This is a genomic window from Neisseriaceae bacterium CLB008, from assembly GCA_041228285.1.
Taxonomy (GTDB): Bacteria; Pseudomonadota; Gammaproteobacteria; order Burkholderiales; family Neisseriaceae; genus JAGNPU01.
The window spans coordinates 491,928-518,901 of the sequence record CP166133.1; the positions used below are offsets into that span (position 1 = coordinate 491,928).

Below are 26,974 nucleotides of genomic sequence, written 5' to 3' on the forward strand. Positions count from 1 at the left end.
TTTTTTATAATGAAAACCAAGCATGGCTGAACGGGCGCTGGCGCTTACGTCATCATGTCTTAGAATGGGTGTCAGAAAGGGCGCTGGCGCCCGTCCTGACGCGTACGGTATTACAGGACAACATCATTCTGTGGATAGTATCACACCACCACCCAAACACACTTCGCCGTCATACAGTACGGCGGATTGGCCTGGGGTCATGGCCCACTGGGGCTCATCAAAAATCAGCTGGGCTTGATCCTCACCGAGGTATACCAGCTCACAAGCAGCATCCGCCATGCGGTAACGGGTTTTGGCATGGTAGCGGCCGGGCTTAGGGCGCTCAGGCAGAGTGAAGCTTAAATCACCCATAATCAGGCTGCGTTTATACAAGAGCGGATGGTCATGGCCTTGAACCACCACTAACTCGTTGCGGTCACGGTTTTTATCCGCTACAAACCAAGGTTCGCCTGGTCCGCCAATGTTCAGGCCTTTGCGTTGACCTAGGGTGTAATACATGAGGCCAAGATGGGTGCCGACGGCTTTGCCTTCGGGCGTCACCATTTTGCCCTCTTCTGTGGGTAAATACTGTTGTAAGAAGGCCCTAAAGGGGCGCTCACCGATGAAGCAAATGCCGGTGCTGTCCTTTTTAGCCGCCGTCGGTAGCTCGGCTTCGGCTGCCAATCGTCTGACTTCAGGTTTTTCTAAATGGCCCAGCGGAAAAATCGCATGGCTGAGCTGGTAGGGGTTTAGACGATATAGGAAATAGCTTTGATCCTTGTTATTGTCTAAACCTTTTAATAGGTAATGCACGCCATCGCGCACTTCTTTACGGGCATAGTGGCCAGTGGCAATGGTGTTGGCCCCAAGCGTTAGGGCGTATTCTAAAAAGCATTTAAACTTAATTTCTGCATTACACAACACGTCGGGATTCGGCGTACGGCCAGCCTGATATTCTTTTAAGAAGTAGGCAAACACGTTGTCTTTGTATTCGGCGGCGAAATTGACGATCTCAATGTCGATGTCTAAGACGTCGGCCACAGACACAGCGTCGAGTGAATCTTGCTTGATAGAGCAATATTCATCGTTGTTGTCGTCTTCCCAGTTTTGCATGAAGACGCCGGTGACGTCGTATCCTTGTTTTTTGAGTAGGGCTGCGGTCACGGATGAATCCACGCCACCGGACAGGCCCACCACAATTTTTTCTTTAGCGTTCATTTCTGTCTTTAGGGATGCTTGTTGGTTCTGCGACAAGCAAATGTTTATTTTGCCACAATCACATAAAAACCCAACAAGCAAATTAGAGTGATTAACCAATAGTCATGCTTATTTGGTGCCGGTACTGCCAAAGCCGCCTTCGCCGCGCTGGCTTTGTGGGAACTCAGAGACCACTTGGAATGCGGCCTGTACCACCGGCACAATCATCATTTGGGCAATGCGTTCGAACGGCTCTACCACAAAAGGAGTGTCGCCACGGTTCCACAGCGATACTTTCAGTTCGCCTTGATAGTCAGAGTCGATTAAGCCCACTAAGTTGCCCAAAACGATGCCGTGCTTGTGGCCTAGACCAGAACGGGGCAAAACCATGGCGGCAAGATTAGGGTCGGCCAAGTGAATAGACAAGCCAGTCGGGATCAGGCTGCTGTCACCCGGGTTTAGGGTGATGGCCGCGTCGATGCAGGCGTGTAAATCTAGGCCTGCTGAGCCTGGGGTGGCGTAGGCGGGGATTTTGTCTGCCATGGCAGGGTGGATGATTTTTAAGTCGATAACGGGTTGCGTCATGGAAAGTCCTATGGCTGATGGGTGTTTTAGGGTAGGAGGGCGCTGAGGCGCGCAATAATGGCGGTGGCCGTGTCTGCTTTACTCATGAGGGGCAGCTCGGTTTCGGCCTGATCGTCTAGCAGCCAAACCTGATTGTGGTCGGTGCCCATGGCTTGACCGACGAGGTTGGCCACTAAGAGCGGTACGCCTTTTTTGGCACGCTTGGCGCGGGCATGAGGCAGGAGGTTTTCGCTTTCTGCCGCAAAGCCCACGCAAAAGGGTGGATTCGGTAGTTTGGCCACAAAGGCCAAAATGTCTGGGTTTTCGGCCAATTCAATGCTGGGCACGCTTTGATTGCCCTGTTTTTTAAACTTTTGCTCCATGCGATTGGCCACCTTGTAGTCGGCGACCGCCGCCACGCTGATGAAGGCGTGCGCATCTTGTACTTGGGCGCACACGGCTTGGAACATGTCGTCGGCGCTGGGGGCATAAATGGTTTGGGCCAGCCCAGGAGCCAGCTCGGTTTCCAGTTTGCCGTGAATGAGGGTGACGTCGGCGCCGGCGTCGCGACAGGCACGGGCCAGGGCCATGCCCATTTTGCCGCTGGAAATATTGGTGATGCCGCGAACCGGATCGATGGGCTCAAAGGTGGCGCCCGCGGTCAAAACTACTTTCTTACCCGCCAGCGTGGGTGAGGTCCATAACTGCGGCAACAGCTCAAACAGCGTGGCGGCTTCGGGCATACGGCCTAGGCCGATTTCACCGCAGGCCTGTAGCCCTGATTCGGGCGCGAAGACGGTCACGCCATCTTGGCGCAGCTGCTCGATATTGCGCAAATTGGCTGGATTTTGCCACATCTGTACGTTCATGGCTGGCGCCACGGCCAAAGGGCAGGTACGCGCTGAAGCCAAGGTGGTGATGAGGTTGTCGGCTAAGCCGTGGGCGATTTTGGCCAAGGTGTTGGCGCTCGCGGGCGCAATCAAAAACACATCGGCGGCGCGGGTGAGGTTGATGTGAGCCATGCCATTACCTTCGGCATTGTCCCAAACGTCAACCAAAACGGGGTTGCCGGTCAGGGCTTGGAAGGTGTTCGGGTGAATGAATTCTTGTGCTGCGCGACTCATGACTACCGTTACCTGATGGCCCGCCTTAGTCAATAGGCGAACCAGCTCACAGCTTTTATAGGCGGCAATCCCGCCAGTAATGCCCAGCAAAATGTGTTTCGTGTCCATGGTGGGTCTCTTTTTGAAAGTAAGGTTGCGGGCCAGGCGGTTGGCTAGCCGTTGAATGGTCACATTATAACAGCTCTTTATTTGGCGACAAAAATGGTCACTTAAGGAGTATTGATGTGGGTCGGGCTGTGGTCACACACTTGATCCAGCGCTGCGCGTAGGGCTTGGGCCGAATCCAGCATCTGCTTAATGGCCTGACTCATGGGCCGCTCAATATAGTCGGGCGTTGGATAGTCTTTGAGGGCCTCTGTGTTGCCTTCGAGTAAAAGCTGGGTTCTTTTCAAGCACAGCGCCACGTTTGGTGGCGTGCTGTCGAGGCTGGCCAGCGTTGCCGTGCAGGCGGCGATTTGAGACGCCAAAATATGGTTTTGCACCATTAAATGATTGAATTCAGGCAATAGCTGCTGCTGCGAGCGTGGTTCGATCATCATGCGGTAAAACGCTTCAGCGTAATTGCTAAATGCAATGTGCAAGGTGTTGCGGCTCAGGCGTACCGCGACGCGGGCTTCTTCAACCGCGCTTTGTTGCGCTTCAGGGGTGGGGTAGTTCTGATGTACGCGCGCCAGATAGGCGATGCAGCTGTCTAAATATTGCTTGGTGGCCTGAGCCGATATTTTGGCGAGGCCTGGTAAAACTTGGCGTTCCCACACCGGCAGAATGTAGCTACAGGCATAGGCGATGACCGAACCGATTAAGGTGTCGAGGGCGCGTTCGCCGATCAGCAGCATTTGGCCTTCGCGCAGGAAATGGAAGGCCAGCAGCACAAAAATTGAGATGAACATCGTGCTGGCGGTGTAGTGCAGCAACAGTAGGCCATTGGCCAAAACCATGCACAAAAACATGATGCCAAAATAAACACCGAGGCTGAAATTGAGCTTAATCAGCGCCACGGTTACAAAACAGCCGATGAGGGTGCCGATTAGGCGCCAGCGATTGCGCTGTTTGGTGATGGCGTAGCCAGGCTTCATGATCAATAAACACGTCATCAAAATCCAATAGGCGTGTGAGACAAAGGCTTCGGGCAGAATGAAATAGGCCAAAGACATAGCGCAAAAAGCCGCAATGCTGACGCGGACGGCGTAGCGAAAGGTGGGCGATTTTAGCGTGAGGTTACTGGTGAGTAGGCCTAAGCGGGTTTCGTTACGAGATAGAAATTGGGACAAATAGCGCGGGCGGCGCACGGCTTTGATCGGTGCGGCGTTTGGCCCAGCGTTGATGTTGGTAAAAATGTCCTGCACGCATTGATGGGTATTTTTTAAGCGGCGTGATAGCTGCAACAGCAGCGTATAGGTTTCGCCATCCTGCTCATCTAAATGGTTGGCCTTATATTGCTGTAGCTCATAGTCGATGGCGCGCAGCTCTGCCTTGACGCTGTAGCGTGGTTCAATTGCGCGGCCACGGGCAAAGGCCAGCGCCGAGCGCTCTAGCTCCATCGATAGCTTGGCCAGCGTGTCGTGCATGAAGATCATGATGTCGCTGCCGGCCAGCTTTTGCCGAATCACCACGTAATCAGAGTGGGTCGCCACCAAAATATCCAAGAGATCCACCATATTAATGAAGGTGTTCCAAATGCGGATGCGCAGCGGGTTTTCTAGCGCCTGCTGGTTCTTGGGCATGTTGCGGATGACTTGATTGCGCGTGGCCTGATGCTTGTCGATCATGGTCGATTGCAGGCGGATCAGGTTGCGGTAGCAGTCGTCTAAGGGGATTTTTTCATTATATAAGTCGGCTCTGGCCTGCACGTATTGTGCTGTGGCAAAGAGCGAGTCGGCCAAGGTTTGGCGCTCTTCACGATACCAAAACACCTTGCTGAGCACATCGCTATAGGCCAGATAAAATAGGCCGCCCAAGAGGGTGATGCCGCCCTGGGCCAAAACCGTCAGCGGCGGCAGCGGCGTGTGCATGGACAGAATCATCAAGAAGGAGCAGGCCGCACTGATTAAGGCGCCACGCTTACCGAAGACGGAAAACATGGAAAACAAAAAGGTGAGCGAAATCACCAGCACGAACAGCAGCCCAGTATAGGGCGCCGCGAGGCCGGTTAAGGTGTAGGACAGACAGGCCAGAATAGAGCCCCACAGCATTTCGTTTCGGCGTGAGCGTCGGGCTGAGCCGCCCGGTTGGTCAATGATGGCGGTACAGGCGGCGCCGAAGGTGGCGATGATGCCAATGTCAAAGCGTTGGAATAATAAACCCAGCAGTACCGCTGGAATGAACATGCCTATGGCTTGACGCAGGCCTGCCAAGAAAAAGTGGCTGTAGAAAAACTTTCTGACTTCGTGTACTTGCGACAGCATGGCGCAGTGTCTTCGCTTTCTTTAACGAGAATAAGGTCAGCCTATGGGTCTGAAAAAGGCTGTGACGGGAGATGCTGTAAGTATAGGTTGAAAGCCTTAAAGTGTATAGGCGTTCTGTGCTCGGTGGCGCTCAAATGGCCAGATGGGCTGAATGTTGAATGCTTAAATACGACACTAGACTGCTGATATTTAGTGTAATTATTCTTTTTTTGGTTTTGACAAGGTGGGGATTAAAACGTATGTTTCAAACAAGTGTTTTAAATATCGTCAGCCTTTTGAAAACAGAGTCTCAATGGATCAACACACCATTACCAAGTTAATGCACAGCGCCGAGCGACTGTTTGCCACTCACGGTTTCACGGGCACGTCTTTACGACAAATTACCCGTGAAGCAGACGTGAACGTGGCCGCCGTGCATTACCACTTTGGTTCTAAAGAAGCTTTGTTTTTGGCGGTGCTGAATCGACGCTTGTTGCCCTTTGTGGAGTATTCATTGGCGCGTTTGGATGAAGTGCAAGCTCAATCCATGCTGTTGCCAGAACATTTGGTGCAGGCGTTTGTGGCGTCTTGCCTGCATTTTGTAGAGGCGCAGCAAGACGAGGCGGTATGGTTTGTGAAGCTGCTGTCGCGTTTGATGTTGGACGAATATCGTGTGTTTCGAGAGTCGCTGGCGCATGAGTATGAAGATTATGTGGGCCGGTTTTTAGCGGCATTTAGCCGTGCATTACCCAATTTGCCTTTGCCAATCGTGCGTTGGCGAATGCATTTGTCACTCAGTACATTATTTAATGCGTTTGCGGGGAATGATGTGCTTAAAGCTTTGACCCATAGAGAGTGGGTCAATGCCAAAGTACCGTCACAGGTGGCTCAGTTCGTGGTGCCGTTTGTGGTGGCGGGGCTAAAAGCCCCTGCTTAAACAAAAGACAGGTAAAGAATAAAAGGAGAAGTTATGTTGAGCATTGGACTATTGGTAGTGGCCTTATTGGGCGCTGCTTATTTTCGCGCTAGGGCCTGGCTGTTCTTGGCGTTAGCGCTGGTGGCTTTGGCCGTTGGTCAAGCGCCTATTTGGGCCTTTGTCGTGGCCTTGGTCATCGGCATCGTGTGCTGTATTCCCGTGGTTCGGCGCTTGGTGTTCACCGGCCCAGTGTTCGGCATCTTTAAAAAGGTGACGCCACCGATGTCAGACACTGAAAAAGAAGCCATCAACGCAGGCAGCGTGTGGTGGGACGGTGAGCTGTTTTCAGGTAAGCCTAACTTCAATACTTTATTAAACTTTCCCAGCGCCAAGCTGACCGCAGAAGAGCAGGCCTTCTTGGATGGCCCAACCGAAACCCTGTGTCAGATGTTGAACGATTGGGAAATCGTTCACCACAAAAAAGATTTGCCGCCAGAAGTGTGGCAGTTCATTAAAGATCATGGCTTCTTGGGCATGATCATCAAGAAAAAATACGGCGGCCTAGAGTTTTCTAACTACGCCCACGCCAAAGTGGTAGGCAAAATCGCCACCCGTTCGGGCAGTGCTTCTGTGACCGTGATGGTGCCTAACTCTTTAGGTCCCGGCGAATTGCTACAGCATTATGGTACTGAAGCGCAAAAAGATTACTATTTACCACGTTTGGCCAAAGGTGTGGACGTGCCCTGTTTTGCCTTGACCAGTCCGCATGCTGGCTCAGACGCTGGCGCCATTCCTGACTTCGGTACCGTGTGCCGCGGCAGCTACACCGATCCATTGACCGGTGAGCACCATGAAGACGTTTTGGGCGTACGCGTGTCTTGGGAAAAACGTTGGATTACCTTGGCGCCAATCGCCACCGTTTTAGGCCTAGCCTTCAAGATGTACGACCCTGACAATCTATTGGGTAAAGGCCGAGATATTGGCATTACCTGTGCCCTCGTGCCGACTAATTATGAAGGCGTTGAAACCGGTCGCCGTCATTTCCCTTCTGGCAGCGTGTTCATGAACGGCCCAACCTGGGGTAAAGACGTGTTCATTCCGCTGGATTGGATCATCGGTGGGGTAGAGTACGCCGGCCGCGGTTGGCAAATGCTGGTGGAATGCTTGACCGTAGGTCGCTGTATTTCACTACCAGGGATGTCTGTGGCCAGCGGCAAGATGACGGCATACGTGACCGCCTTGTACGCCCGCATCCGTGATCAATTCGGTTTGCCTATTGGTAAGTTTGAAGCCGTAGATGAGGCTTTGGCACGCATTGGTGCCAATACTTATCAAATGGAAGCCTCACAAGACTTAGCTTTGTCGGCTTTGGATCAGGGTGAAAAACCCAGCGTGATTTCAGCAATTTTGAAATACCACAATACTGAACGCATGCGTAAAGTGATTAATGATGGCATGGACATTCACGGTGGTCGTACCGTGGTGTTGGGACCACGCAACTACTTAGGCAACGCTTATCAAGCCGTGCCGATTGCGATTACCGTAGAAGGCGCGAATATTCTGACCCGTAGTTTGATGATCTTTGGTCAAGGCGCCATCCGCTGTCATCCCTATGTGTTAAAAGAAATTCAATCGACCGAAACCAATGATTTGGGTCAGTTTGATGAAGCCTTCTCCGGCCACATGCATTTTGTGATCACCAACTTTGTGCGCAGCCTATGGTTGAGCTTAACCGGTGGCCGCTTAGTGAAGGCACCACGCTCTGGTGTGACTGCTAAGTACTACCGTCAGGTGAATCGTCTGTCTGCCAACTTTGCTTTAATGGCCGACATGAGCATGTTCAGCATGGGCGGGTCGTTGAAATTCCGCGAGAAGCTGTCGGCCCGTCTTGGCGATATTTTGTCTAATCTATACATTGCCACGGCATCGTTGAAACGCTACGAGTCTGAAGGCGCTTTGACTGAAGATTTACCTCTATTGCAGTACAGCGTCGAGCAAGCCTTGTTTGAAGCCCAAGCGGCGATGGATGGCGTGTTGAAAAACCTACCGAGCCGTCCGGTGGCCTGGCTATTGCGCCTATTCGTCTTGCCTTTAGGCCTACGTTTGAAACAGCCTAAAGACGTCATTGGCACTAAAGTAGCCCGCAGCATGATGGAAAACGGCGAAGTATTGCAACGTTTGACGAAAAATATGTTTGTCCCCAAAGACGAGCAAGATCCTGTTGGTGTACTAGCTTATGCTCACCGTGCTGTGATTGAGGCAGAGCCAGCCGAGAAAAAACTGCGCAAATTGGTTCGTTCAGGTGACTTTGCTGCGCTGTCTCCGGCAACGCAGTTGGCCGAGGCGTTGGAAAAAGGCATTTTAACCGCAGAAGAGCATGCTATTGTGGTGAGAGCGCGTCAGTTGAAACGTGACGTTATCATGGTAGACGATTTTGATATGGCCTTAGACCAACATGATGAGCAGCTGTTGCAACGGCATATTTTCTAAGGGTTAATCCAATAAGTTTTTTAGAGTAAATATTCAATAAAGTGGTGTTTGGGTGGCGTTATGGGCACGATTGATGGCGCCACCACCGCTTTTTGGTTAGTTTGTGCCAAAAAGCATCGGAGAAATACATAAATAATAAATGGCATTATGATAGACTGACAAAAGAGCAAAAGTACTAAGTAAAAGTACTAATGTTTTGGAGTAGTTTCTCACGAGTAGCAATAAAAATGACCTTTGAGGAGAAGTAAACATGTATCCACGCCTTTATACTACGCTAAAAACCAGCACCGTTTTGATCGGTGGCGCCCTGTTGGCCCAACAAGCCATGGCTTCTGGCTATCACTTCGGTACGCAGTCGGTATCATCACAAAGTACCGCCAACGCTTCTGCCGCAGAAGCCGCGGATGCATCAACCATTTTCTATAACGCGGCCGGTATGACTAAGCTGCCAGGGACCAATATTTCCGGCACCTTGAACATCATTATGCCGAACGTGAAGTATAAAAATGCTAAGGGTGAATACGCCCCTATGGCGCCTGGTATGCCTCAGGCACCGATTAAAGGCCAAGATTCAGGCCGCATCACCAAGCGTGCTTTGGCCGTACCGCATGGCTACATCACGCATCAGATTAACGATCAGTGGTATGCCGGTTTAGGCATTTATGTACCGTTTGCCTCTGCGACTGAATACAACCGCGACTCAGTGTTGCGTTACAACGTCAACAAAACGGGCTTAACGTCGATCGACATCAACCCCACCATTGCCTTTAAGGTTAATGAGCAACATTCATTTGCCGCAGGTTTGATTGCGCAATATTCAACCGCTGAAATTCGCCAGTTTGCTAACTTTACCCCTTTGGTGAATGGTGCCGTGATGGCGGGTCGTTACCCTGCGAACCCAAATCACCCTATGGGCATCTATCCTGACGGCAGCGCCGATGGCTGGGCCGACATTAAGGGTCATGATTGGGGCTTTGGTTACAACCTGTCGTGGATGTGGGACGTCAACAGCGACTTCAGGATTGGTGCCAACTATCGCTCTAAGATTGAACACACCCTTAAAGGCGATGCGCGTTGGTCTATCACCGAAGGGGCCTTACCAGGTACTGGCGCTATTGTAGGTGAAGCTCCAGGTGCCGGCTATGTTAATACCGACGCTCGGGTGAAGATCGTGACGCCAGAATCGGTGTCCTTACACGCTATGTATAAGGTTAACCCACAGTGGAACGTATTTGGTGACGTGACCTGGACCCGCCACTCGCGCTTTAACCAAGTAGACATTAACTATGTTGACGGTGGCCGCGTGGTGTCTAACGGTAACGGCGGTCAAGCCATGGCCGATAAAACCACCTTGAAGCCAAACTGGCGCGATACCTATAAGGTTGCCTTGGGTGCGTCTTACCAAGTAACCGAGCCGCTACAGCTGCGTTTCGGTGTGGCCTACGATCAATCACCGGTGCGTAACGCTGAAGAGCGTTTGAGCACCATGCCCGATAGCGACCGTATTTGGTTCTCTATGGGTGGTAAATACGACATCAACAAAAACAGTTCAGTTAACGTGGCCTACAGCTATCTGAAAATTAAAGATTCTTCAGCCAACGTGAACGGCTGGTGTGGTGGCCCTGCAACGGGCGACACGACGGCTTGTGTGTCTAGCCGTACCAACGGCAGCGCCGACTATAAGAGCTATGCTCAAATTGTCGGTGTGCAGTACAACTATAAATTCTAACGTATGACTGCGGTGGGCGCTTGGCGCCTACCGCAGAATGTTTAACTTATTCATAAGAGGTTGCCATGTCACAAGGAAAATTTGTGGTAAGAAAAGTCGCCGTATTGGGCGCAGGGGTGATGGGGGCACAAATTGCGGCTCATTTAGCCAACGCAAAAGTGCCGACCATTTTGTTTGATTTACCTGCCAAAGAAGGCCCTAAAAACGCCATCGTGGAAAAAGCCTTGGCCGGTTTGAAAAAACTCAAGCCCGCGCCTTTGGCCAATAAAACCGCCATTCGCTACATTCAGGCAGCCAACTATGAAGATGATTTAGCGCTATTGGGCGAGTGTGACCTTGTCATCGAGGCCGTGGCCGAGCGCTTAGACATTAAAGAAAGCGTGTACACGCAAGTGGCGCCACATTTGGGTGAGCAAACCATTTTTGCCACCAATACCTCGGGCTTGTCGATTGAAACCTTAGGTGAGCGTTTCCCTAAAGAACTTAAATCGCGTTTCTGTGGCGTGCATTTCTTTAACCCACCGCGCTATATGCATTTGGTGGAACTGATTGCTTGCAAAGAAACCGATAAAAAAGTGTTGGATGATTTAGAGCGTTTCTTAGTGAGCGCCTTGGGTAAAGGCGTGGTTCACGCCAACGATACCCCTAACTTCATTGCCAACCGCATCGGTGTGTTTTCGCTATTGGCCACCATGCACAACGCCAATAAATATGGTTTACGCTTCGACGTGGTCGATGACTTAACCGGTAAACGCTTGGGTCGTCCTAAATCTGCGACCTTCCGTACCGCCGACGTGGTGGGGTTAGATACCTTTGCCCACGTGGCCAAAACCATGGAAGACAATTTAAAAGATGATGCTTGGCACGCTTTGTTTACCCTACCCGAGTGGTTTACGGGCCTAGTGGCCAGCGGTGCTTTAGGCGCCAAAACCAAGGCCGGTATCTTCAAAAAAGAAGGCAAGCGCATCTTTATGTTTGACCCTGCGACCAAAGAGTATGTGCCGTCAACCGGCCGTGCCGACGATGCCGTAGTGGAATTGTTGAAAATCAAAAATCCGAATGAGCGCTTAGCGGCTTTACGCGGCAGCGATCATCCACAAGCACAGTTTATCTGGGCTTGCTTCCGTGACGTCTTCCATTACATCTCAGTAAACGCTAAAGACATCGCCGACAATGCCCGCGACATCGATTTTGCGATTCGCTGGGGCTTTGGCTGGGATTTAGGCCCGTTTGAAACCTGGCAAGCGGCCGGTTGGGCCGATGTGGCTAAGTGGATTGCAGAAGACATCGCCAAGGGCGATACCATTGTGGCTGAGCCATTGCCGGCTTGGGCCAGCGATGCAGGCCGTAAAGGCGTGCATGACGATGCAGGTTCTTACCAGTTTATCAGCGGACAACAGGCCGCGCGTTCAAGCCTAGACGTGTATCAACGCCAGTATGTGCCTGCGCCGCTATTGGGCGAAACGCCTAAAGTTTTGGGCACCACCGTATTTGAAACCGATGCCGTACGTGGCTTTACCTTAGATGACGACATCTTGATCATCAGCATCAAAACCAAGATGCATGCGGTCAGCAGCGAAGTATTGGCCGGTATTAACCAAGCCATCGACATTGCCGAAGCGCAGTTCCGTGGTGTGGTGATCTGGTCAGACGAAGCTCCATTCTCTGTGGGCGCCGACCTGAAATCCATGATGCCAGCCTTCGCCAGCGGTGATTTCGTGGCCATCGAGAACATGATTAAGCAGTTCCAAAACACTTCTATGCGCTTACGCTATAGCCAAATCCCAACCGTTGCGGCGGTACAAGGCTTTGCCTTCGGTGGTGGCTGTGAGTTTGTCTTGCATTGCGACCGTACCGTGGCGGCGCTAGAGTCTTATATTGGCCTAGTTGAAGTGGGCGTGGGCTTAGTGCCCGGCGCCGGTGGCTGTAAAGAATTTGCCCTGCGTGCGGCTCAGGCCAGCACCGGCGATTTATTGGCTGCCTTGAGCGATCGCTTCACTAATATTGCCATGGCTAAAGTGGCCACCAGCGCCCAAGAAGCCGTTGAACTAGGTTATTTACGCAATAGCGACATCGTGGTGTTTAACGCCTACGAGCTATTGCACGTGGCCATTGGCCAAGCGAAGGCCTTGGCCGACGCGGCCTATCGCCCAGACATGCCGCAAGTGTTTAAAGTGGCTGGTCGCACCGGTGCTGCCTCAATTAAAGGCCAATTGTTGAATATGCAAGTAGGTGGATTCATCAGCGAGTACGACATGCACATCGGCAGTGAAATTGCCACCATCATGACCGGTGGTGATGTGGATGCGGGTACAGAGGTAGACGAACAGTGGTTGCTGGAATTAGAGCGCAAGGCTTTTGTTCGCCTACTACAAAATGAAAAAACCCAAGACCGCATTGCCAATATGTTGACCACTGGCAAACCTTTGCGTAACTAATGCCATTGATTCGGAGAAGAATATGAAACAATTACAAGATGCTTACATTGTTGCGGCGACGCGTACCCCTGTGGGTAAAGCCCCGCGCGGAATGTTGCGTACTACCCGTCCAGACGATATGCTGGCGCACGTCATTCGTTCAGTGATGGCTCAGGCCCCAGGCCTTGACCCTAGCCGCGTTGAAGACTGCGTTGTGGGTTGTGCCTTCCCTGAGGCCGAACAAGGCTTGAATATGGCGCGTATTTCAGCCCTATTGGCCGGTTTGCCGCACACTGTGGGCGGCATCACCATCAACCGTTATTGCTCTAGTGGCCTAAACGCCTTGCAAATTGCCGCCGACCGTATTCGCACCGGTGAAGCCGAAGCCGTGATTGCGGCAGGCGCTGAGTCAATGTCGATGATTCCTATGATGGGCAATAAAGTCGCGCTGAATCCTGAGATTTTTGCCAAAGATGAAAACCTAGGCATTGCCTACGGCATGGGTTTGACCGCAGAGCAAGTGGCCAACCAATGGAACATCAGCCGTGAAGCCCAAGACGCGTTTGCCTTGGAAAGCCATAAGCGTGCGTTAAATGCCATCCAAACGGGCGCGTTTAAAGCCGAGATTAGCCCCATCGAAGCGCATTATCGCGGCGTTGATTTATCTACTCACGAAGCGTTCGATAAAGTGAAGGTATTGGACACAGATGAAGGCCCTCGTGCCGACACTACGTTAGAAGGCTTGGCCAAACTGCGTACGGTGTTTGCTGCTAAAGGCTCAGTGACTGCCGGTAACAGCTCGCAGATGTCTGATGGCGCGGGCGCGCTCTTGGTAGTGTCTGAGAAAATCTTAAAAGAGTACAACCTCACGCCGATCGCGCGCTATGAAGGCTTTGCCGTGAAAGGCGTACCGCCTGAAATCATGGGGATTGGCCCGAAAGAAGCGATTCCTGCCGTCTTGAAAACCACGGGTAAGACCATGGCCGACATCAAGTGGCTAGAGTTGAACGAAGCCTTTGCTGCTCAAGCTTTGGCCGTGATGCAAGATCTGGACCTAGATCCTGCCATCACCAATCCAAATGGCGGCGCGATTGCTCTGGGTCACCCATTGGGTGCGACCGGTGCCATTCGTTTGGCCACCGTCATTCACGGCATGCGTACGCGTGGTGAAACCGGCTACGGCATGGTGTCGATGTGTATCGGTACCGGTATGGGTGCAGCGGGCATTATTGAAGTATTGTAAATAACAGGCTTTTGCTTGATATAAAAACCCACGCTCGCGTGGGTTTTTTGCGTTTTTATGGCGGGGTATGGGGATTAAGAGGGTAGGGGGTTTATTATTCTGGACAGACGGGTTATAGTCACCGCTTCTTAATTAATAATGATTCTCACTTCGATTATGATTCGTCAGAAATTAACCATATTGGGGAGCCTGTTTGTACTGGTTCTGTATTTAATCTGGTCTATGCCGGCTATGGCGCAAACGCAAACCACGTTGCTTAATGGGATTAACTTTTCTTTTAAGTCAGAGGTGTTGAACGAAACGCGCCAATTATGGATTAGATTGCCGCAAAGCTATTACAATAAAAATATTGAGCCCCCACATTACCCCGTGGTTTATTTATTGGACGCTGAATCGAATTTTACTTATTTCACTGGGTTTGTAGATAAGCTTTCTAGCGGGCCTTATGCTTCGATACCCGAGATGATTGTGGTCGGGATTGTCAATACGGATCGTACGCGTGACCTGACGCCTAGCGTCTCAAAATCTGCTTTGCCCCCTGGTCGAGTCAGCGTAAAAGGCGGCCAGAAAACGGGGGGGAATGAGGCGTTCTTTAAATTCCTGCAACAAGAAGTAATGCCTGCAATTGAGGCTAATTTTCCGACCGAACCTTATCGCGTCTTGGTGGGCCATTCATTTGGCGGCATCACCGCCTTGAATGCCTTATTGAATCATAATGAGCTGTTTAATGCCTACATCGTGCATGATCCGAGCATATGGTGGGACGATCAAATCATGCTCAAGCAATACCGGCAGGCCAAAGCTTTTGACTTTAAGCAGCGCAAGCTGTACTTGAGCCAAGTGGATGAATCAGAGCAAGGTGGTCAGAAAGATCATTATGCCGCGATTAAGGCTTTTGAAAAGCTATTGGCCCAGTCCAAATTTAAAGGGCTAAGCTTCAAGTATCAACAGTTTGAAAATGAAGATCACGGCACCATTCCTTTAGTGGGTAATAATTACGGCTTACGCTATATCTTTGATGGCTACCGCATTAATTTGAAGGCTATCCCCAAAGATCCAGATTTGGTGGCGCGTAGCTATGCGCAATTGAGCCAAAGTTTAGGCCATGACTTTAAGCCCAGTGAACTGTATTTAGATCGAGTCGGACAGTATTTATTGGGTGCGGGTGAGTTGGCTTTGGCACAAAAATACCTACAGCAAAACTTGCAGGCCCATCCCAAGAGCCCTCAGGCTCATCAATCAATGGCCGACTATTACCGTAAAGTAAAAGACAATGCCCAAGCCAAAGTCTATCGTGAGAAAGCCAAAGCATTAGGCTATAAGGCGCAAAGCTTCTAGCTTATGAGTGGAGTGTATTGAAGCAGCCATCCTAAAAAGGGTGGCTGTTGGTCATTTTAAGGATAGACATACTATATATAGCTTAAAAATAGCTCATTCACTGTGCGCTGGTGTGTCGTAGGCGTTTTAGAAGGGGAAGCGATGAGCACAAGCGGTGGGTAGGCTACGCTTTACCCACCCTCCGTAAGGGAGCGCCGAGATTAATAGATGAAGTGGTAGGGTGGGTCGAGACCCACCATCGCCTTTAGATGGGCGGAAGCTCACCTAGGGTTTGGTTTGAGTGTTAGCCTTTGTGTTTGGCATGCGGTAAAGCGGTGGGTAGGCTGCGCTTTACCCACCCTACGCCCAGCTGTTACGTCGTAGGGTGCGCCGAGATTAATAGATGAAGTGGTAGGGTGGGTCGCGACCCACCATCGCATTTCGGTGGGCGCAAGCCCACCTAGGGGTTGATTTAACGGGCAGCCCTTAAGTTTCGCCACTATTTCGCTGCTATGTTCAAAGTTTTTCCCATTATTTTGCGCTTTTTTACTTTATTTTCGCCTTTTTTATTTAAATTACACCCCCATCTCGCGCCAGTAACCACAGGCTTTTCGCCGTTTTCCAGCACTGCCTATAAATTCTTTTAAAAAAGATGCCCCATAAAACCCAGTTAAAACAGTCTTTTGCTTATTTTTGGTGGTTTTTTAGCAAATTAATGGCAAATAGGGGTTGACGATTATCAGGGGGTCGTCCATAATTCGCTTCCTCTGCTGATGACGGAACGAAACAAACCCAGTCAGCAACGCTCTTTAACAGAACAGATAACCGATAAGTGTGAGTGCTTCGAGCCTCACGCTGCAATTTAAGATTTATGTATGAGATAGAAATATCTCGTTAATGAATTTGAGAAAGCAGACCAGAATTAGTAATAGCTTAGAGATTAAACATAAGAGTTTGATCCTGGCTCAGATTGAACGCTGGCGGCATGCTTTACACATGCAAGTCGAACGGTAGCGGGGAAGAAGCTTGCTTCTTCTGCCGACGAGTGGCGAACGGGTGAGTAATATATCGGAACGTGCCAAGTAATGGGGGATAACTATCCGAAAGGATGGCTAATACCGCATACGCTCTACGGAGGAAAGCAGGGGATCTTCGGACCTTGCGTTATTTGAGCGGCCGATATCTGATTAGCTAGTTGGTGGGGTAAAAGCCTACCAAGGCAACGATCAGTAGCGGGTCTGAGAGGATGATCCGCCACACTGGGACTGAGACACGGCCCAGACTCCTACGGGAGGCAGCAGTGGGGAATTTTGGACAATGGGCGAAAGCCTGATCCAGCCATGCCGCGTGTATGAAGAAGGCCTTAGGGTTGTAAAGTACTTTTGTTAGGGAGGAAAAGCTATAGGTTAATACCCTGTAGTCATGACAGTACCTAAAGAATAAGCACCGGCTAACTACGTGCCAGCAGCCGCGGTAATACGTAGGGTGCAAGCGTTAATCGGAATTACTGGGCGTAAAGCGAGTGCAGGCGGTTTGTTAAGCTAGATGTGAAAGCCCCGGGCTCAACCTGGGAATTGCGTTTAGAACTGGCAAGCTAGAGTGTGTCAGAGGGGGGTAGAATTCCACGTGTAGCAGTGAAATGCGTAGAGATGTGGAGGAATACCGATGGCGAAGGCAGCCCCCTGGGATAACACTGACGCTCATACTCGAAAGCGTGGGTAGCAAACAGGATTAGATACCCTGGTAGTCCACGCCCTAAACGATGACAATTAGCTGTTGGGGAATTAAAAGTCCTTGGTAGCGTAGCTAACGCGTGAAATTGTCCGCCTGGGGAGTACGGTCGCAAGATTAAAACTCAAAGGAATTGACGGGGACCCGCACAAGCGGTGGATGATGTGGATTAATTCGATGCAACGCGAAGAACCTTACCTAGCCTTGACATGTACGGAAGTCCGATGAAAGTTGGATGTGCCTTCGGGAACCGTAACACAGGTGCTGCATGGCTGTCGTCAGCTCGTGTCGTGAGATGTTGGGTTAAGTCCCGCAACGAGCGCAACCCTTGTCATTAGTTGCTACCATTTAGTTGAGCACTCTAATGAGACTGCCGGTGACAAACCGGAGGAAGGTGGGGATGACGTCAAGTCCTCATGGCCCTTATGGCTAGGGCTTCACACGTCATACAATGGTCGGTACAGAGGGTAGCCAAGCCGCGAGGTGGAGCCAATCTCTTAAAGCCGATCGTAGTCCGGATCGCACTCTGCAACTCGAGTGCGTGAAGTCGGAATCGCTAGTAATCGCGGATCAGAATGTCGCGGTGAATACGTTCCCGGGTCTTGTACACACCGCCCGTCACACCATGGGAGTGGGGGATACCAGAAGTGGGTAGGATAACCGTAAGGAATCCGCTTACCACGGTATGCTTCATGACTGGGGTGAAGTCGTAACAAGGTAGCCGTAGGGGAACCTGCGGCTGGATCACCTCCTTTCTAGAGAAATAAAAAGTGGGGCAAAGAAGTACTCACACTTATCGGGAATCTGTAAGTAAAAGATGCGTAAAGTTAAGACACTTTAACGAGACCTAAGGGTTTGTAGCTCAGCTGGTTAGAGCACACGCTTGATAAGCGTGGGGTCGGAGGTTCAAGTCCTCCCAGACCCACCAATCATTAGGAATCATAGGGTATCAACCCCAAAGAGGGGGCATAGCTCAGTTGGTAGAGCACCTGCTTTGCAAGCAGGGGGTCATCGGTTCGATCCCGTTTGCCTCCACCACTGATTGACTTAACTTTGCAAACGAACCCGACGGTTCAAATTAAATCGTGAATGCGATTGACAAGCTTTGTAAAAAGCTTATAATGCGCAACTCAATTTAATTTGCACCGTCTCTTAGTCTCCGATTCATCGGAAACTTAAGCAGACAACGCATCGATCTTTAACAAATTAGAAGCCGAAATCAATCAATGTTAGTTTTACCGATTTCGTCACGTTAGCTAGCTAGTATTTATACTGAGTTAGCGGCAACACGAAATCAAAAATATATATTGGGTGATTGTATCGAAGTAGCTCATACGAAACTAACAAAAGGCGTATGAGATACACACAACAGCAGTAAGCTTTGTCAGAGTAGAAACTTAAGCAAGTGGAGGGGCGTCAACCCCCAAAGCAAGCAAAGTCAATAGGTTCTTGAAATGATAGAGTCAAGTGAATAAGTGCATCAGGTGGATGCCTTGGCGATTACAGGCGATGAAGGACGTGTAAGCCTGCGAAAAGCGTGGGGGAGCTGGCAATAGAGCTTTGATCCCACGATGTCCGAATGGGGAAACCCACCATGAGTGATCATGGTATCCATGACTGAATACATAGGTCATGTGAAGCGAACCTGGAGAACTGAACCATCTAAGTACCCAGAGGAAAAGAAATCAACCGAGATTCCGTAAGTAGTGGCGAGCGAACGCGGATCAGCCTGTACGTGATACATAGTGTGTTAGGAGAACAACCTGGAAAGGTTGGCCATAGTGGGTGATAGCCCCGTATCCGAAAACACATCATGCTTACTAAGCGTACGACAAGTAGGGCGGGACACGAGAAATCCTGTCTGAACATGGGGGGACCATCCTCCAAGGCTAAATACTCGTAATCGACCGATAGTGAACCAGTACCGTGAGGGAAAGGCGAAAAGAACCCCGGGAGGGGAGTGAAATAGAACCTGAAACCTGATGCATACAAACAGTGGGAGCGGACTTGTTCCGTGACTGCGTACCTTTTGTATAATGGGTCAACGACTTACATTCAGTAGCGAGCTTAACCGTATAGGGGAGGCGTAGGGAAACCGAGTCTTAATAGGGCGTCTAGTTGCTGGGTGTAGACCCGAAACCGAGTGATCTATCCATGGCCAGGATGAAGGTGCGGTAACACGCACTGGAGGTCCGAACCCACTAATGTTGCAAAATTAGGGGATGAGCTGTGGATAGGGGTGAAAGGCTAAACAAACTCGGAGATAGCTGGTTCTCCTCGAAAACTATTTAGGTAGTGCCTCAAGTATTACTTCTGGGGGTAAAGCACTGTTATGGCTAGGGGGTCATTGCGACTTACCAACCCATGGCAAACTCAGAATACCAGAAAGTACGAGCTTGGGAGACAGACAGTGGGTGCTAACGTCCATTGTCGAAAGGGAAACAACCCAGACCGCCAGCTAAGGTCCCAAATGATCAATTAAGTGGTAAACGAAGTGGGAAGGCTTAGACAGCCAGGATGTTGGCTTAGAAGCAGCCATCATTTAAAGAAAGCGTAATAGCTCACTGGTCGAGTCGTCCTGCGCGGAAGATGTAACGGGGCTCAAATTGATAACCGAAGCTGCGGATATGACACAATTTATTGTGCATATGGTAGAGGAGCGTTCTGTAGGCCGTTGAAGGTGGATTGAGAAGTCTGCTGGAGGTATCAGAAGTGCGAATGTTGACATGAGTAGCGATAATGCGGGTGAAAAGCCCGCACACCGAAAGCCCAAGGTTTCCTACGCAACGTTAATCGGCGTAGGGTGAGTCGGCCCCTAAGGCGAGGCAGAGATGCGTAGTCGATGGGAAACAGGTTAATATTCCTGTACTTTATATTAGTGCGATGTGGGGACGGAGAAGGTTAGGTCAGCAAACTGTTGGAATAGTTTGTTCAAGCCGGTAGGCGTGAAGGGTAGGCAAATCCGCCCTTCTTTAACGCCGAGAAGTGATAACGAGGATCTACGGATCTGAAGTGACTCATACCACGCTTCCAGGAAAAGCCACTAAGCTTCAGCTAATATAAAACCGTACCGCAAACCGACACAGGTGGGCAGGATGAGAATTCTAAGGTGCTTGAGAGAACTCAGGAGAAGGAACTCGGCAAATTGATACCGTAACTTCGGGAGAAGGTATGCCTTTGTTGGTGATTTGCTTGCGCAATGAGCTGACAGAGGCCGCAGAGAATAGGTGGCTGCGACTGTTTATTAAAAACACAGCACTGTGCCAACACGAAAGTGGACGTATACGGTGTGACGCCTGCCCGGTGCTGGAAGGTTAAATGAAGGGGTGCAAGCTCTGGATTGAAGCCCCAGTAAACGGCGGCCGTAACTATAACGGTCCTAAGGTAGCGAAATTCCTTGTCGGGTAAGTTCCGACCCGCACGAATGGCGTAACGATGGCCACACTGTCTCCTCCTGAGACTCAGCGAAGTTGAAGTGGTTGTGAAGATGCAATCTACCCGCTGCTAGACGGAAAGACCCCGTGAACCTTTACTGTAGCTTTACATTGGACTTTGAAGTGGTTTGTGTAGGATAGGTGGGAGGCTATGAAACCAGCACGCTAGTGTTGGTGGAGCCGTCCTTGAAATACCACCCTGACCCCTTTGAGGTTCTAACCCAGGTCCGTTATCCGGATCGGGGACCGTGTATGGTAGGCAGTTTGACTGGGGCGGTCTCCTCCCAAAGAGTAACGGAGGAGTTCGAAGGTTACCTAGGTACGGTCGGAAATCGTGCTGATAGTGCAATGGCAAAAGGTAGCTTAACTGCGAGACCGACAAGTCGAGCAGGTGCGAAAGCAGGACATAGTGATCCGGTGGTTCTGTATGGAAGGGCCATCGCTCAACGGATAAAAGGTACTCCGGGGATAACAGGCTGATTCCGCCCAAGAGTTCATATCGACGGCGGAGTTTGGCACCTCGATGTCGGCTCATCACATCCTGGGGCTGTAGTCGGTCCCAAGGGTATGGCTGTTCGCCATTTAAAGTGGTACGTGAGCTGGGTTTAAAACGTCGTGAGACAGTTTGGTCCCTATCTGCAGTGGGCGTTGGAAATTTGACAGGGGCTGCTCCTAGTACGAGAGGACCGGAGTGGACGAACCTCTGGTGTACCGGTTGTGACGCCAGTCGCATCGCCGGGTAGCTAAGTTCGGACGAGATAAGTGCTGAAAGCATATAAGCACGAAACTCTCCTGAAGATGAGATTTCCCTGAGGGTTTAACCCTCCTAAAGAGTCGTTCTAGACCAGGACGTTGATAGGTCAGGTGTGGAAGCACAGTAATGTGTGGAGCTAACTGATACTAATTGCTCGTGAGGCTTGACTCTATCATTTGAAGAACTTGTGTAAGACATAAGTGAAGAATTCAGATGAAGCTTACAGGCTGTATGTGTGTATATTACCCGATACATCACCTTATATATTGATACGATAAAATCGACTAAATTGATTAGGCTTTTAATTTGTTACCGTTTTTTGTTTGGCGGCCATAGCAAGTTGGTACCACTCCTTCCCATCCCGAACAGGACAGTGAAACGACTTAGCGCCGATGATAGTGTGGATGCCCATGTGAAAGTAGGTCACCGCCAAACTCCCCATACTTAAGCCCTGTTGCGATTGCAACAGGGCTTATTTTATTGGTACTGCACAACCGTAGGGTGGTGCCCATACCGTAGGGTGGCGCAAAGCGCAGCGTGCCCACCGATGTAGGTCTTAAGCCTTGCCGAAGCGCACAGCTTTACCCCATACACCCAAAGCAAAGCCCACCTGACGGTGGGCTTTGTTGCATCTGGCGGCTCATAAGCATGATTGGCTCGTATGGCTGATGGTGGGTAGGCTACGCTACCCACCCTACGCGTGACCGTGCGGCTGGTAGGGTGGATCGTGACCCACGCGTTGGGCCGATAAACACAACCTTACCCCGTACACCCAAAACAAAGCCCACCTGACGGTGGGCTTTGTTGCGTCTAGTGGCTGGTGATTCATGGCTGTGCCGCTATAAGTCATGGTGGGTAGGCTACGCTTTACCCACCCTACGCGTGGCGGTGCGGCTGGTAGGGTGGGTCGTGACCCACGCTGGTGAACCGATAGACACAGCTTTACCCCGTACACCCAAAGCAAAGCCCACCTGACGGTGGGCTTTGTTGTATCTGGCGTCTTCATAAGCATGATTGGCTCGTATGGCTGATGATGGGTAGACTGTGCTTTACCCACCCTACGCGTGGCGGTGCGGCCGGTAGGGTGGCGCAAAGCGTAGCGTGCCCACCGTGTCTATGCCGAAGAGTGCAGCCTGACCCACCGTGGGCCATATTAAGTATTGGGTATCAGCTCGGTTCAAAGCACTGCCAGAATGGTCTTTTAATCCTGGAAGCTTCAGTGTCTATTGATGTTTCGTGCCCGTGGCTTAGGCCTGTGTGGGGATGGACAGGCTAATGCGGGTACCTTCTTTATTGGTGAATAGGGTGTAATCCGCGTTGAGTCGTTGGGCGCGCATGTGCATGCTTGAGAGGCCTTGGCCTCGCTGCTCTTCTGAGGCGGCTTGTTGATCAAAGCCTTGGCCATCATCGTTTATCTCAATGTACAGCGCCATTGGGTCTGCGCGGATGGTAATGTGTACCAGGCTGGCTTGGCTATGCTTCATGACGTTGGTCAGCGCTTCTTGAATGAAGCGTAAAATGTCTAGGTTTTGCCTAGATGACTGAATTAAGCCCGTTAGGCCCGAAATGTGCCACTGTGCTTTTATGTGGCAGTGATTAAGGCTTTCCGTCATTCTGTGTCTAAAGGTGGCAATTTGGTCGACCAGATAAAAATCACCGTGGTAGTCATTGGTGGCGGTTTCAATGATCAGCCTCATGTCGTCTTGAAGGGCGCTGAGTATGGCGAGGCGCTGAGCATTGGGTTGATTTTCTGGTTGCTTGGTGGACGCTAGATTGGCTACTAGGGTAGCGCCTAAGCCATCGTGCAAGTCACGCACGAGGTTCAGGCGTTCGGCTAGGCAGGCATGTGCTTTGCTTAAGTCATGCTGTTGGTTCAGCCGTTGGCCTAGGTTATATTGGGCCAGCTGTACCTGTTGGATTAAGTCTTGATTTAAGCGTTCAAGCCTTTTTAAGCCGTTAGAAAAACGCATGATGAGCACGCTAGAAACAATCAGTAATAATAGGTTGGACGTCCAAATTGATAAATAGCTGGTGCTGCTAGAGAGCCCTAGATAAATCATTAAGTCGTAGGTGTACCCAATGAGGCATAAGACCATGGCGATGGCAAGGGGGCGGTATGCTCGTTTAAGGTGGGCTTGAGCATGGCGTATAAAGTACATGACCACACCGATGCAGCCGATGAACGAAATCAGCATCCAGAAGCTGAATACAGGCTTAAACAGCTGGCTAGGCACCAGCCATAATGACAGTATGGCTATGAGTAGGCCTAGGCTGGCTTTGGCTAAGTATGGCCGTAGGTTGACGTGTAAAAGGGTGAGGAGAAACAAAATAAATGCCGCCGTGTAGACGATTAAGACTGTGCCAGCCATATTTGTGGCTTGGGCTGTGGACAGGCCAAACCATGGACTGGTGGTATAAAACAGGCTAGAGAGCAATGCCCAGCAGGCACACATTAGGGCAAACCAGCCATAGGCAGACTCACGCTGCCGAAACAGAAAAATACTGCTGAATACGGTAAACAAAATCAGGTTAATGGCAGTGCTGACTAGTGGTACATAGCGTCTGAGCGTGGTTTCATACCAGTAATGCTGATTAATAATGCTGTTGGGGCCGTATTCAACCGTGCTGATGCCGGCCTGGTTGTTGGCGTAGCCAATGGTGCGTAGGGTGAGGACATTGGGCCCAGGTTTCAATAGGCTCGTGGGCAGTGGCCAGCGTTCTGGAGCATTCCAGCTGCGCGATAAGGGTTCTGTTAAATAGGGGTCTTGTTGGATGAGTTGACCATTAAGGTAAACAGCGCCGGCCATATTGAGGTATTTGATGAGCATGCTGTCAAAGCCCCGCTCGGGTTGGTGATCAAAGACGAGGCGGTACCAGACAGCGCCCTGATGATGGGGCCAATCTTGCTGCCACTGATGAGGCAGATTCACGCTACGCCAGCCTTGAGTCGGGGGCGTAGCGCGCTCTAGTGTGGTTGGTGCGGCTTCGGCTTGGCGTATGATTTGAGTGGCCGGCTGGGGCGTGGCGTGTGCGTAGAGGCTGCTGAACATCAACAAGAGGCTAAGCATCCAGCTTATGGCCCAGAAGCGGCTAGTGCATTGATGACTCATAGAGCATTCTTTCAGGATGAGTGTGGGAGAGGTCAATGCATAGGCTCAGGCCTGGTGGATTTTGCTGTACGTCTAGCACGCCTTGGGTATTAGGCGTGCGCCGTACAATGTTTTGCCATGCAAGGTGGTTGGCAAAGGTGAAGTCCTGGCGGCCGTTGTGTTTTATGTCGATCAACAAGCGATTTGATTGGATGTCTAACATAATGCTGATTTGAGTGGCTTGGGCATAGCGAATGGTATAGGCCAAGGCATCCTGTAAAAATCGCAGCATATTGAGGTGGATGAATAGGGGGAGTTGTGATTGAGTGGATTGCTTGATCGACCATTTACCTTGAATATTGGCCTGTTCCATTTCCTCGGTCAGGCGCCTGCGAACAGCGGGCAGCTGTGTGAGGAGGTCTTGATTTTGACCCGCGGTTTCAATGATGAGCCTTAGGTCGTCACGTAGAGCTTTTAATAGATTAGCCCAATCTTCAGAGCTGAGTATATGGTTGGGGTTGTGTAAAAATTCGGTATATTCACTGAGCATTCTGCCAAAGCCATCGTATAAATCCCTAATTAAATTGAGGCGCACACCGATACGACTATGGTTTAAGTCTAGTTGATGCTTGTGGTGGAGCTGTTCCCGTAGGGCTTGTTCTGCTTGGCTGATCTCTAGCTGCATTTGGGTTTGAAAATGTTCGATTTGATTGAGGTTGCGGACAAACCGCAAGGCTAGAATCATGGCCATGCCCACGGCAAAAAGGCTGCCGGCCAAAGGCACTAGCGTAGGTCGATAGGATACTATTTTTAAGCTAATCAAAATGTTGATGCTGAGGGTGAGAACGACTAAGAGCACGATGGTGATCATGATATAAAACTCAAGGGCTCTAAATTTTAAGGCTCTATAAAGAAAGAATATTTGCATAGCTAAGGCAAACACCAATAGCATGACGCCGAAGAGTATTTTTCCGGGCAGTAGCCCTATGAAGAGAGAGAGCAAAATACACAGAAGTAAGGTGTAGTGACTAGGCCAGGGCAGCCGAATTTGTGTCATTTGCATGAGGAAAATCGTGTAGAAAAGGACATATAGTGTCGAGCAGATCAACAGCATGATGTGCCAGCCGGCTGAATCATTAAACGGCCAAGGAGACGTCACGATTTGATTGATGACTAAGGGGGTCCAGGCCAGACAGGTGAGGGCAAACCATCCGTAGTGGGCTTCTTTGCGATGAAGTAAATATAAGGCCCCAAAAATAAGGCCTAGAGTCACGTTGGTGGCTAGGTTGAAAATTGCTAGCTCATGCTTAAAAAAATGTTCAGATTGATACAGCGCCTCAATGGCGTCAGGTGGCCCTATCCAGACCGGGCTTAGCCCACCAGAATCCCAAACCTTGTCCATGTTGTTGGCATATTTGATGTAGCCTTGAGGGCGCAGTTCGATGCTGTTTTCGCCAGAATGAATCAGCTCAGAAGGGATGATCGTTCGGTAAGGGGTGTTCCATGATCGAGATAAGGGTTCGGTCAGGTTGGTGTCTTGATGCAGCAGTTGACCATTGACGTAGACGCTACCGGCCAAGCTCATGCTGGTGATGAGCAGGGCCACCGGTTGGGTATCTGTTTGTTGCCATTTGATTCGATACCAAAGGGCACCATCATTCGTGGGCCAGTCGTCTTCCCAGCGGTGTGGCAGAGTAACGGCTTGCCATCTGGCTTGCGTGTAGTTGGGGCGATCGGTGCTGGTCAGCTTTAATACTTCGGCTTGCGAGAATAGGCGGGCGCCGCCAACGGTGGGGTTGAAGTAATGGTGGCCTTTGAGCAAGAGGGCCACGCCCAATAAAAATAGGATGCCGATTAGCGCCAGCAGCATGCGCTTATGGTTGATTTTAGACGATGGGTCTGTCATGACAAGAGGCCAAGCTGTTTGGCCGCCTGTAATGCTTGGATGCGGCTGCTGACGGCGAGTTTTCGGTAGATGTTGCGGATGTGGGTGTCTACTGTGTGGCGAGAAAGCGAAAGCTCTTCGCTGATTTCTCGATTGGTGAGGCCTTGGGCCACCCATTCTAAAATATTTTGTTCTCGATGGCTCAAGACTTCGTACCGTTCCGCTTCAATCAAGGGCGTTATGGGCTGTGGTGGTGCAGCATCGGGTTGCAGTTCTTGTAAAATGCGTTTGGCGACAAACGGGTCAATCGGTGCGCCCCCTTTGGCCACGGTTTGTAAGGCTTGGATGAGCTCGTGATCGTCTCGCTCTTTGAGTAAATAACCCACGGCACCAGCGCGTAAGGCCGACAAAACGATCTCTTGCGTTGCCCACGCGGACACCACCACCATGACGGTTTCTGGTAGGCGCGCGTGTACCCACTGTATGAGTTCGGTGCCGTTGCCGTCTGGCAAGCCCATGTCGACTAAAATGAGGCTAGGGAGGTCTTGTTGTTCTAAGAATGTATAAGCATCAGCCAGCGTTGGCGCGAACGACACTTCAGTGATGTGACACTGCCGTAAAATGTCCTGTAGGCGGGTGCGCATGGCGGGGCAATCCTCTACGATGAGGGCCGTACCAAAATGACCATTTTGGTCAGCAGACTCAGTCATGGTTGTCTCTT

At 50.7% G+C, this 26,974-nt stretch carries 13 protein-coding genes, 2 tRNA genes and 3 rRNA genes; 11 read left to right on the forward strand and 7 right to left on the reverse strand.

Annotation, left to right across the window (positions count from 1 at the left end; all coding sequences use genetic code 11):
- Positions 1–123: 123 nt before the first annotated feature.
- The 4 genes from mnmA to AB8Q18_02245 all read right to left on the reverse strand — a co-directional run bounded on the left by mnmA (position 124) and on the right by AB8Q18_02245 (position 5,269).
- The gene (mnmA, locus tag AB8Q18_02230) at positions 124–1,197 is read right to left on the reverse strand and encodes a tRNA 2-thiouridine(34) synthase MnmA (protein XDZ51884.1); all 1,074 of its coding nucleotides are present in this window, start codon (positions 1,195–1,197) and stop codon (positions 124–126) included.
- A 108-nt stretch (positions 1,198–1,305) separates the two neighbouring features.
- Positions 1,306–1,761: a dUTP diphosphatase gene (dut, locus tag AB8Q18_02235; GenBank protein XDZ51885.1), complete on the reverse strand. Its 456-nt coding sequence runs from the start codon at positions 1,759–1,761 to the stop codon at positions 1,306–1,308.
- A 26-nt stretch (positions 1,762–1,787) separates the two neighbouring features.
- A complete protein-coding gene (gene coaBC, locus AB8Q18_02240) occupies positions 1,788–2,972 on the reverse strand; it encodes a bifunctional phosphopantothenoylcysteine decarboxylase/phosphopantothenate--cysteine ligase CoaBC (GenBank protein ID XDZ51886.1) in 1,185 nt (394 codons plus the stop codon).
- Positions 2,973–3,073: 101 nt separating this feature from the next.
- On the reverse strand, positions 3,074–5,269 hold the full coding sequence (locus AB8Q18_02245; GenBank protein XDZ51887.1) for an FUSC family membrane protein: 2,196 nt from the start codon (positions 5,267–5,269) through the stop codon (positions 3,074–3,076).
- Between the two features lie 292 nt (positions 5,270–5,561).
- Here AB8Q18_02245 and AB8Q18_02250 point away from each other — a divergent pair, with 292 nt between their 5' ends.
- The 11 genes from AB8Q18_02250 to rrf all read left to right on the forward strand — a co-directional run bounded on the left by AB8Q18_02250 (position 5,562) and on the right by rrf (position 21,714).
- Positions 5,562–6,185: a TetR/AcrR family transcriptional regulator gene (locus AB8Q18_02250; protein XDZ51888.1), complete on the forward strand. Its 624-nt coding sequence runs from the start codon at positions 5,562–5,564 to the stop codon at positions 6,183–6,185.
- A gap of 33 nt (positions 6,186–6,218) precedes the next feature.
- Entirely contained in the window at positions 6,219–8,654 is a 2,436-nt protein-coding gene (locus AB8Q18_02255; protein ID XDZ51889.1) for an acyl-CoA dehydrogenase, read from the forward strand.
- 250 nt (positions 8,655–8,904) lie between these two features.
- Positions 8,905–10,383: an OmpP1/FadL family transporter gene (locus tag AB8Q18_02260; protein ID XDZ51890.1), complete on the forward strand. Its 1,479-nt coding sequence runs from the start codon at positions 8,905–8,907 to the stop codon at positions 10,381–10,383.
- A gap of 65 nt (positions 10,384–10,448) precedes the next feature.
- Positions 10,449–12,821 carry a 3-hydroxyacyl-CoA dehydrogenase/enoyl-CoA hydratase family protein gene (locus tag AB8Q18_02265; GenBank protein XDZ51891.1) on the forward strand — a complete coding sequence of 791 codons (2,373 nt, stop codon included), beginning with the start codon at positions 10,449–10,451 and terminating at the stop codon, positions 12,819–12,821.
- Positions 12,822–12,843: 22 nt separating this feature from the next.
- A complete protein-coding gene (locus tag AB8Q18_02270; protein ID XDZ51892.1) occupies positions 12,844–14,043 on the forward strand; it encodes an acetyl-CoA C-acyltransferase in 1,200 nt (399 codons plus the stop codon).
- A gap of 156 nt (positions 14,044–14,199) precedes the next feature.
- A complete protein-coding gene (locus tag AB8Q18_02275) occupies positions 14,200–15,381 on the forward strand; it encodes an alpha/beta hydrolase-fold protein (protein XDZ51893.1) in 1,182 nt (393 codons plus the stop codon).
- Between the two features lie 921 nt (positions 15,382–16,302).
- Positions 16,303–17,846, forward strand: a 16S ribosomal RNA gene (locus AB8Q18_02280).
- A gap of 96 nt (positions 17,847–17,942) precedes the next feature.
- Positions 17,943–18,019: transfer RNA gene (locus AB8Q18_02285), tRNA-Ile, on the forward strand.
- Between the two features lie 34 nt (positions 18,020–18,053).
- Positions 18,054–18,129, forward strand: a tRNA-Ala gene (locus AB8Q18_02290).
- Positions 18,130–18,552: 423 nt separating this feature from the next.
- A 23S ribosomal RNA gene (locus tag AB8Q18_02295) occupies positions 18,553–21,450 on the forward strand.
- A gap of 151 nt (positions 21,451–21,601) precedes the next feature.
- Positions 21,602–21,714, forward strand: a 5S ribosomal RNA gene (gene rrf / locus AB8Q18_02300).
- Together the 16S, 23S and 5S rRNA genes with 2 tRNA genes alongside form the textbook arrangement of a ribosomal RNA operon.
- A gap of 812 nt (positions 21,715–22,526) precedes the next feature.
- Here the strand turns inward: rrf and AB8Q18_02305 are convergent.
- The 3 genes from AB8Q18_02305 to AB8Q18_02315 are packed head-to-tail and all read right to left on the reverse strand — an operon-like array spanning position 22,527 to position 26,963.
- Positions 22,527–24,389 carry an ATP-binding protein gene (locus tag AB8Q18_02305; GenBank protein ID XDZ51894.1) on the reverse strand — a complete coding sequence of 621 codons (1,863 nt, stop codon included), beginning with the start codon at positions 24,387–24,389 and terminating at the stop codon, positions 22,527–22,529.
- Positions 24,370–26,274: a hypothetical protein gene (locus AB8Q18_02310; protein XDZ51895.1), complete on the reverse strand. Its 1,905-nt coding sequence runs from the start codon at positions 26,272–26,274 to the stop codon at positions 24,370–24,372. The genes AB8Q18_02305 and AB8Q18_02310 overlap by 20 nt, the downstream gene beginning before the upstream one ends.
- The gene (locus tag AB8Q18_02315; protein ID XDZ51896.1) at positions 26,271–26,963 is read right to left on the reverse strand and encodes a response regulator; all 693 of its coding nucleotides are present in this window, start codon (positions 26,961–26,963) and stop codon (positions 26,271–26,273) included. The genes AB8Q18_02310 and AB8Q18_02315 overlap by 4 nt, the downstream gene beginning before the upstream one ends.
- Positions 26,964–26,974: the final 11 nt, after the last annotated feature.

Coding starts and splice junctions, on each gene's coding strand:
- mnmA (XDZ51884.1), bottom strand. CDS start 1,197: ATGAACGCTAAAGAAAAAATTGTGGTGGGCCTGTCCGGTGGCGTGGAT.
- dut (XDZ51885.1), bottom strand. CDS start 1,761: ATGACGCAACCCGTTATCGACTTAAAAATCATCCACCCTGCCATGGCA.
- coaBC (XDZ51886.1), bottom strand. CDS start 2,972: ATGGACACGAAACACATTTTGCTGGGCATTACTGGCGGGATTGCCGCC.
- AB8Q18_02245 (XDZ51887.1), bottom strand. CDS start 5,269: ATGCTGTCGCAAGTACACGAAGTCAGAAAGTTTTTCTACAGCCACTTT.
- AB8Q18_02250 (XDZ51888.1), top strand. CDS start 5,562: ATGGATCAACACACCATTACCAAGTTAATGCACAGCGCCGAGCGACTG.
- AB8Q18_02255 (XDZ51889.1), top strand. CDS start 6,219: ATGTTGAGCATTGGACTATTGGTAGTGGCCTTATTGGGCGCTGCTTAT.
- AB8Q18_02260 (XDZ51890.1), top strand. CDS start 8,905: ATGTATCCACGCCTTTATACTACGCTAAAAACCAGCACCGTTTTGATC.
- AB8Q18_02265 (XDZ51891.1), top strand. CDS start 10,449: ATGTCACAAGGAAAATTTGTGGTAAGAAAAGTCGCCGTATTGGGCGCA.
- AB8Q18_02270 (XDZ51892.1), top strand. CDS start 12,844: ATGAAACAATTACAAGATGCTTACATTGTTGCGGCGACGCGTACCCCT.
- AB8Q18_02275 (XDZ51893.1), top strand. CDS start 14,200: ATGATTCGTCAGAAATTAACCATATTGGGGAGCCTGTTTGTACTGGTT.
- AB8Q18_02305 (XDZ51894.1), bottom strand. CDS start 24,389: ATGAGTCATCAATGCACTAGCCGCTTCTGGGCCATAAGCTGGATGCTT.
- AB8Q18_02310 (XDZ51895.1), bottom strand. CDS start 26,274: ATGACAGACCCATCGTCTAAAATCAACCATAAGCGCATGCTGCTGGCG.
- AB8Q18_02315 (XDZ51896.1), bottom strand. CDS start 26,963: ATGACTGAGTCTGCTGACCAAAATGGTCATTTTGGTACGGCCCTCATC.